7 protein-coding genes are annotated in these 6,211 nt (G+C 68.7%); all 7 read left to right on the top strand.

Going from position 1 to position 6,211, the window contains the following annotated elements; all coding sequences use genetic code 11:
- Positions 1-237: response regulator (locus VJS38_RS14730; RefSeq protein WP_324088904.1), on the top strand; the 237-nt coding region annotated here is incomplete at its 5' end.
- A 271-nt stretch (positions 238-508) separates the two neighbouring features.
- Positions 509-1,174, top strand: coding sequence for a PEPxxWA-CTERM sorting domain-containing protein (locus VJS38_RS14735; RefSeq protein ID WP_324088905.1), 666 nt, complete (start codon positions 509-511; stop codon positions 1,172-1,174).
- Between the two features lie 166 nt (positions 1,175-1,340).
- Entirely contained in the window at positions 1,341-2,402 is a 1,062-nt protein-coding gene (locus tag VJS38_RS14740) for a tetratricopeptide repeat protein (RefSeq protein ID WP_324088906.1), read from the top strand.
- A gap of 86 nt (positions 2,403-2,488) precedes the next feature.
- The gene (locus tag VJS38_RS14745) at positions 2,489-2,656 is read left to right on the top strand and encodes a hypothetical protein (protein ID WP_324088907.1); all 168 of its coding nucleotides are present in this window, start codon (positions 2,489-2,491) and stop codon (positions 2,654-2,656) included.
- 72 nt (positions 2,657-2,728) lie between these two features.
- Positions 2,729-3,502 (top strand): dienelactone hydrolase family protein, encoded by a 774-nt coding sequence (locus VJS38_RS14750; protein WP_324088908.1) that lies wholly within the window; start codon positions 2,729-2,731, stop codon positions 3,500-3,502.
- 88 nt (positions 3,503-3,590) lie between these two features.
- Positions 3,591-5,471, top strand: coding sequence for a DUF885 domain-containing protein (locus VJS38_RS14755; RefSeq protein WP_324088909.1), 1,881 nt, complete (start codon positions 3,591-3,593; stop codon positions 5,469-5,471).
- 77 nt (positions 5,472-5,548) lie between these two features.
- Positions 5,549-6,181 carry a glutathione S-transferase family protein gene (locus VJS38_RS14760; RefSeq protein ID WP_324088910.1) on the top strand — a complete coding sequence of 211 codons (633 nt, stop codon included), beginning with the start codon at positions 5,549-5,551 and terminating at the stop codon, positions 6,179-6,181.
- Positions 6,182-6,211 lie beyond the last annotated feature (30 nt).

Consider the following 6,211-nt stretch of genomic DNA (forward strand, 5'->3'; position numbering starts at 1 on the left):
GGCGAGATCGACCTGATGATCTCCGACGTGGTGATGCCGGGGATGCAGGGGCCGGACCTGCTGAAGGCCGCCCGCGACTATCTGGGCGCCGCGCCGGTGATGTTCATCTCCGGCTATGCGGAGTCCGAGTTCTCGGACCTCTTGGAGGGCGAGAGCAACATTTCCTTCCTGCCCAAGCCGATCGACATCAAGACCCTGGCCGAGCGCGTGAAGCAGGAGCTGCAGAAAGCGGCCTGAGCCGCGGCCGCCTCCTGGCCGATTTCGGGACAGAACGTTGTTCCGTCTTGATCCGGGAGGCGCCGTCTGAGGCGAATTTCCCGTTCTGGGCGTGGCGTCCGGTACAGCAGCGGGGCGCCGCTGTTCATAAGTCAAGTCTTTGATTTATCGGGGTTCTATCCCCGGCGTCGGCCTTCCTGGCCGCAAATGATTCGCTTCTGGCACGAGCCCTGCTCTCCTCCTGTCCCGAGAGCCGCATCGGGGCGGCTGCAGGGGCTAGACGAAGATGAAGATGATCAAGGCGCTGACGGCTTCGGTTGTGATGGCGGCGGCGGTGATGGGTGCCAGCGCCTCGCAGGCGGCCATCCTGGTTTCGGACTTCACCGTCGACCGCGCGACTGGCGGCCTTGGCGTCTCGGCGCCCTATGGCGAAGTGGTCGTCAATGACGCTGGCGGAAAGCTCGCATTTGCGGTCACGCTGTTTGACAATCTGAGATTCCGATACGCGCCAGATAGCAATCATTGGTCGTTCGGCTTCAACCTAAGCAATCCTTCGGGCATTTCGGTGAGCGGCGTCACGGATAACGGTAGCGTCGGAAGCTTTTCCTTTATCAACCACTCGGTGACCCAGTCGGGATTCGGGACCTTCCAGTTGGCGATGGACTGCGACACGGGCTGCGACACCAGTTGGAATTCGAACTCGCCGAGCGTGCTGAACTTCACGGTGGCCGGTCCGAGCGCGCTCACCGTTAATGACCTCACGAGGAACGTCAGCAGCTACTACTTCGCGTCCGACGTCACCAACACCATAGGCGGCACCGGCAACATCGGGGCGAGTTCGATCACCATCACGGCCGTGCCGGAGCCGGCGACCTGGGCCATCATGCTGATGGGCTTCGGCGGCCTGGGCGCGATGCTGCGCCAGCGTCGCCAGCAAGTGGCGCTCGTCCGCGCCTAAGGGTGCGCCGACGTGCAATCTGAAGGAAGCCCCGGCCGCGGCCGGGGCTTTCGCTCGTTCAGCGCCATCGGACCGCGCCGCAGCGCCGCGGCGCTTGCGCTTGTGTTCGACGGCGCACGGCCCCAAACATCGGCCTTTCCCGCAGCTTCCCGGCGAGTCCCATTCCGTGTCCGAGCCCACCGCCGCCCGCAAGCCGCTGACCGAGGCGGATGTCGTCAACATGTGCAACGCCGCCGTGGCCGCGGGCCGGCCCCAGGAGGCCGAGGACCTCTATCGCGGCCTGCTGAAGGCCTTTCCGTCGCCGGCGGGGGCGATCAACCTCGCCTTGCTGATGCAGGAGCAGAGGCGGTTCGCCGAGGCCGAGGCGGTGCTGCTGGAGATGCAGGCGAAGCGGCCCGAGGAGCCGTCGCTGCGCTGGCATCTGGGCTTCGTTCAATTGCGGCAAGGTCGCTACGGCGAGGGCTGGCCGAACTACGCCTTTCGCCCCGCGCGCCTGGGCTGGGACCAGCGGCTGAGCTTCCCGGAATGGCGGGGCGAGCCGGTGCGCTCGCTGCTGGTGCTGCCGGAGCAGGGGCTCGGCGACCAGATCATGTTCGCCCGCTTCATTCCCCTGCTGAAGGCGCGTGGGATCGAGGTCACCCTGCTCTGCGCGCCGGTCCTGGTGCGCCTGTTCGAACGCCTGGGCGTGAAGGTGGTGGCCGCGACCGGCGGGGTCGACATCGCCCGCCACGACGCCTGGACGCACGCCGGCTCGCTGCCGGGCCTGTTCCGGGTGGCGGCGGCGACGATCCCGAACGCCCCTTACCTCCCGGCGAGGCCGGCCTTGGGGGATGGCGCAGGCTTCGTCGGCAGAGGCAGCCAGGCGCATTCCAACGACAAGAACCGCTCGCTGCCGGACGAGATGATCGCCGAGGTGCTGCGCTGGCCGGGCGTTCGCGGCCTGGAACCCGAGCAGACCGGCGCCGTCGACATGGAGGCGACCGCCCGGATCGTCGAAGGGCTGGACCTGGTGATTTCCGTGGACACCGCCGTCGCCCACCTGGCCGGCGCGATGGGCAAGCCCTGCTGGGTGCTGCTGCCCTACGTCGGCGACTGGCGCTGGCCGCACGACGCGCCGGCGACGCCGTGGTATCCCTCGGTGCGTCAGTTCCGTCAGCCCAGCGCTGGCGATTGGCGGAGCGTGCTGGACGAGGTGCGCCAGGCGCTCGACCAGCGGCGGAAGGGCTAGAGGCCATAAGCGAGCCGGCGAAGCGGAAACCAGTCGCCGGCTTTCGCGCGGGCGCGGTGGGCGCAGGTGCGATCGGGGCGAGCGCGATGGGCGCCGTGGCGATCGGCGCGCTGGCGCTGGCCACGGTCGCCATCGGCAGCCTGGCGATCGGTCGCCTGGCGGTCGGGCGGGTCCGGATCCGGCGTCTGGAGGTCGACGAGCTGACCGTCGGCCGGCTGATTCTTCGGGATCGCCCCACGCCCGACGCGCACTGAACGCGCCGTCCGCATCCAAAGCGCCGCCTCTTCGTTCCCGCCTCCAATGGGGGCGATGAGCGGAGGCGCCCGATGATCGAGCAGACGGTCGAAATTCCTACAGCCGGCGGCGCTGCGCCCACCTTCATCGCCCACCCTGAGCGCGAGGGGCCGCATCCGCTGGTCATCGTCTTCATGGACGCGCCCGGCGTGCGCGAGGAACTGCGCGACATGGTCCGCCGGCTGGCCGCGGTCGGCTACTATGTGATGCTGCCGAACCTCTACTACCGGACCGGGGAGGCGGAGCCTGCAAATCTCACGGCCCTGCCGGCCAACCAGGCGCGCGAGCAGCTGTTCGACTTGGTAGGCACGCTGTCCATGGCCCAGGTGATGGAGGACGCCGAGGCGCTGCTGGACTTCGCCGACCGCGATCCGGCCGCCAGCCCCGGCCGCGCCGGCTGCATCGGCTACTGCATGAGCGGCCAGTATGCGGTGAACTTCGCCGCCCGTCATCGCGAGCGCATCGGGGCGGCGGCCTCGATCTACGGGGTCAAGCTGGTCACCGACCAGGACGACAGCCCGCACCTGATGCTCGGCAAGGCGACGGCGGAGTTCTATTTCGGCTGCGCCGAGCACGACAGCTGGTCGCCGCTGGAGATGGTCGAGGCCCTGGAGCAGGCGGCCAAGACCTATGCGCCGAACACCACCGAGGTGGAACTCTATCCCGGCGCGCACCATGGCTTCGCCTTCCCCGAGCGGCCTGTCTACGACAAGGTCGCCGCCGAGCGGCACTGGGAGCGTCTGTTCGCCCTGTTCCGCCGGCGTCTGCAGTCGCCCGCGACGGTCGCGGCGACGACGGCCGTGTAATTTGCGAGGGCGCGGCTGGCGGCCCTTGCCGTAAGCGTCCAGTGCGTCATAAAGCGCAGGCGTAACACCATGTAACATGAGGCCCGCCATGCTGAGCCGCCGCACCCTCCTGACGACCGCAGGCGCGGCGGCGCTGGTGGGCTGTGCGACGGAGAGCGACTGGGGCCCGGCGTCGGAGACCGGACCTGTTGCGAGCGCGAGCCCGGCGCACGCCAGGGCGGCGGCGAGCCCCAGCGCCAGGCTTACGGCGACGCTCGAACAGTTCTTCGCCGAGGCGATCGCCGAGAGCCCGCAGTTCGCCACCAGCCTCGGCGTCGACAAGGACGCCTACGCCGCCGCCAAGTCGAAGCTGGACGACCAGTCGCTGGCCAAGCTGGATCACATGCGCGCGCTGAACGCCGACCAGCTGAAGCGGATGCAGGCGATCGACCGCGCCCGCCTTACCGGCATGGATGCGGTCAACTATGACGCGGTCATCTTCGGCCTGCAGACCACCGCCGAGGCGGACCAGGCCTTCCCCTACGGCGTCCAGGGCGCCGGCGCGCCCTATGCCGTCAGCCAGCTGACCGGCTCCTACCAGAGCGTGCCGAACTTCCTGGCGACCCAGCACACCATCGAGACCAAGGCCGACGCCGACGCCTATCTCGCCCGCCTGGCGGCCTTCGGCGAGGTGATGGACCAGGAGACCGAGCGGGTCCGCCGCGACGTGGCCTTGGGCGTGATCCCGCCTGACTTCGTCGTCGACCGCACGCTCACCCAGATGAAGGCGCTGTTCGTCGCGCCGGAGATGTCGACCCTGGTCACCTCGGTCGCGGACCGCGCCTACAAGAAGAACATCGCTGGCGACTACGCCGGCCAGGCCTCGAAGATCTACAGCGACAAGGTGGCGCCGGCGCTCAGCCGCCAGATGGACCTGATGCGCGAGATCCGCCCCAAGGCGGTGCATGACGCCGGCTGCTGGCGGCTGCCCGATGGCGAGGCCTATTACGCCCTGTCGCTCAAGGTCGGCACGACCACCACCATGAGCCCGGACGACGTGCACCAGATGGGGCTCGACCAGGCCAGGGAACTGTCCGCCCGCGCCGACGCGCTGCTGAAGAAGCAGGGGATGTCCAAGGGCTCGGTCAGCCGGCGGATCCGCGCGCTTTACGGCGACAGGCGCTACATCTACCCCAACACCGACGCAGCCAAGGCCAAGCTGGTCGAGGACCTCAACGCCCAGGTCCAGGACATGCAGGGTCGGCTGCCGCAGTATTTCGGCACGCTTCCGAAGGCGAGCGTCGAAATCAAGCGGGTGCCGAAGTTCATCGAGGTTGGCGCGCCGGGCGGCTACTACAACAACGCCAGCCTCGATGGCGCACGGCCGGGGATCTACTGGATCAATCTGCGCAACACCGCCGAAACGCCCCGCTGGGCGCTGCCGACGCTGACCTATCACGAAGCCATTCCCGGCCATCACCTGCAGCTGTCGCTGCAGCAGGAGGCGAACCTGCCGATGATCCGGCGCGCGGCCTTCTATTCGGCCTACGGCGAGGGCTGGGCGCTCTACGCCGAGCAGCTGGCCATGGAGATGGGGGTCTACCAGGATAATCCCCTCGGCGAGGTCGGCTACCTGCAGTCGGCCCTGTTCCGCGCGGCGCGCCTGGTGGTCGACACCGGCCTGCACGCCAAGCGCTGGAGCCGCGAGCAGGCCATCGCCGCCATGGCCGACATCGACGGCGAACCGGCCTCCAGCGTGGCCACCGAGATCGAGCGCTACTGCGTCTGGCCCGGCCAGGCCTCCAGCTACATGGTGGGCAAGCTCACCTGGCTTCGTCTGCGCGACAAGGCGCGCGCCGCGCTGGGCGAGAGGTTCGACATCCGCCAGTTCCACGACGCGGGCCTGCTGTCGGGCAACATGCCGCTGATCGCGCTGGAGCCGGTCATCGACGGCTACGTCGCCCGCAGCGGGGGAGCCGCGGCGGCCTAACGGAGGTTGCTGACACCGGGGTGTCAGCAGGCGCAGGCTAGGTGTCGGCGCGCAAAGCTGCTCCTGGAGATATCGCCATGGCCGAAGAACTCGTTTTCTACACCAACCCGATGTCGCGCGGCCGGATCGTGCGCTGGATGCTGGAGGAGGTGGGCCAGCCCTACCGCACCCAGGTCCTCGACTATGCTGAGAGCATGAAGTCGCCGGCCTATCTGGCGATCAACCCTATGGGCAAGGTCCCGGCCTTGACCCACGGCGTGACGGTGATCACCGAAGGCGCGGCGATCTGCGCCTACCTCGCCGACGCCTTCCCGCAGGCGGGCCTGGCCCCGCCGCCGGCGGATCCGGAGCGCGGCCCCTATTATCGCTGGCTGTTCTTCGCCGCCGGTCCGCTCGAGTCGGCGTTGACCAACCGGCGGCTTGGCGTCGAGGTCAGTCCGGAGCAGCAGCGGATGGCCGGCTACGGCTCCTACGCCCAGGTGATGGACGCGCTGGAGCAGACCCTCGACGGCCGCGAATATCTGGCCGGCGGCCGGTTCAGCGCCGCGGACCTGTATCTTGGCGCAAACCTCGATTACGCCATGAACTTCGGCGCGGTGGAGAAGCGGCCGGCCTTCGAGGCCTACGTCGCCCGGCTGCGCAAGCGCCCGGCCTATGTACGCGCCTCCGAGATCGACAACGGGCTGGTGGCCGCGCAGCAGCCGGCGTAGGCGCTCCTCCCGCCGCTCTTCCCCGCGAAA

Origin of the sequence: Phenylobacterium sp. (genome assembly GCF_035276905.1) — a bacterium.
Lineage (GTDB): Bacteria > Pseudomonadota > Alphaproteobacteria > Caulobacterales > Caulobacteraceae > Phenylobacterium.

Excerpts from the sequence above, each read along its gene's own strand:
- VJS38_RS14735 (WP_324088905.1), top strand. The coding sequence starts at position 509 with ATGATCAAGGCGCTGACGGCTTCGGTTGTGATGGCGGCGGCGGTGATG.
- VJS38_RS14745 (WP_324088907.1), top strand. The coding sequence starts at position 2,489 with ATGGGCGCCGTGGCGATCGGCGCGCTGGCGCTGGCCACGGTCGCCATC.
- VJS38_RS14750 (WP_324088908.1), top strand. The coding sequence starts at position 2,729 with ATGATCGAGCAGACGGTCGAAATTCCTACAGCCGGCGGCGCTGCGCCC.
- VJS38_RS14755 (WP_324088909.1), top strand. The coding sequence starts at position 3,591 with ATGCTGAGCCGCCGCACCCTCCTGACGACCGCAGGCGCGGCGGCGCTG.
- VJS38_RS14760 (WP_324088910.1), top strand. The coding sequence starts at position 5,549 with ATGGCCGAAGAACTCGTTTTCTACACCAACCCGATGTCGCGCGGCCGG.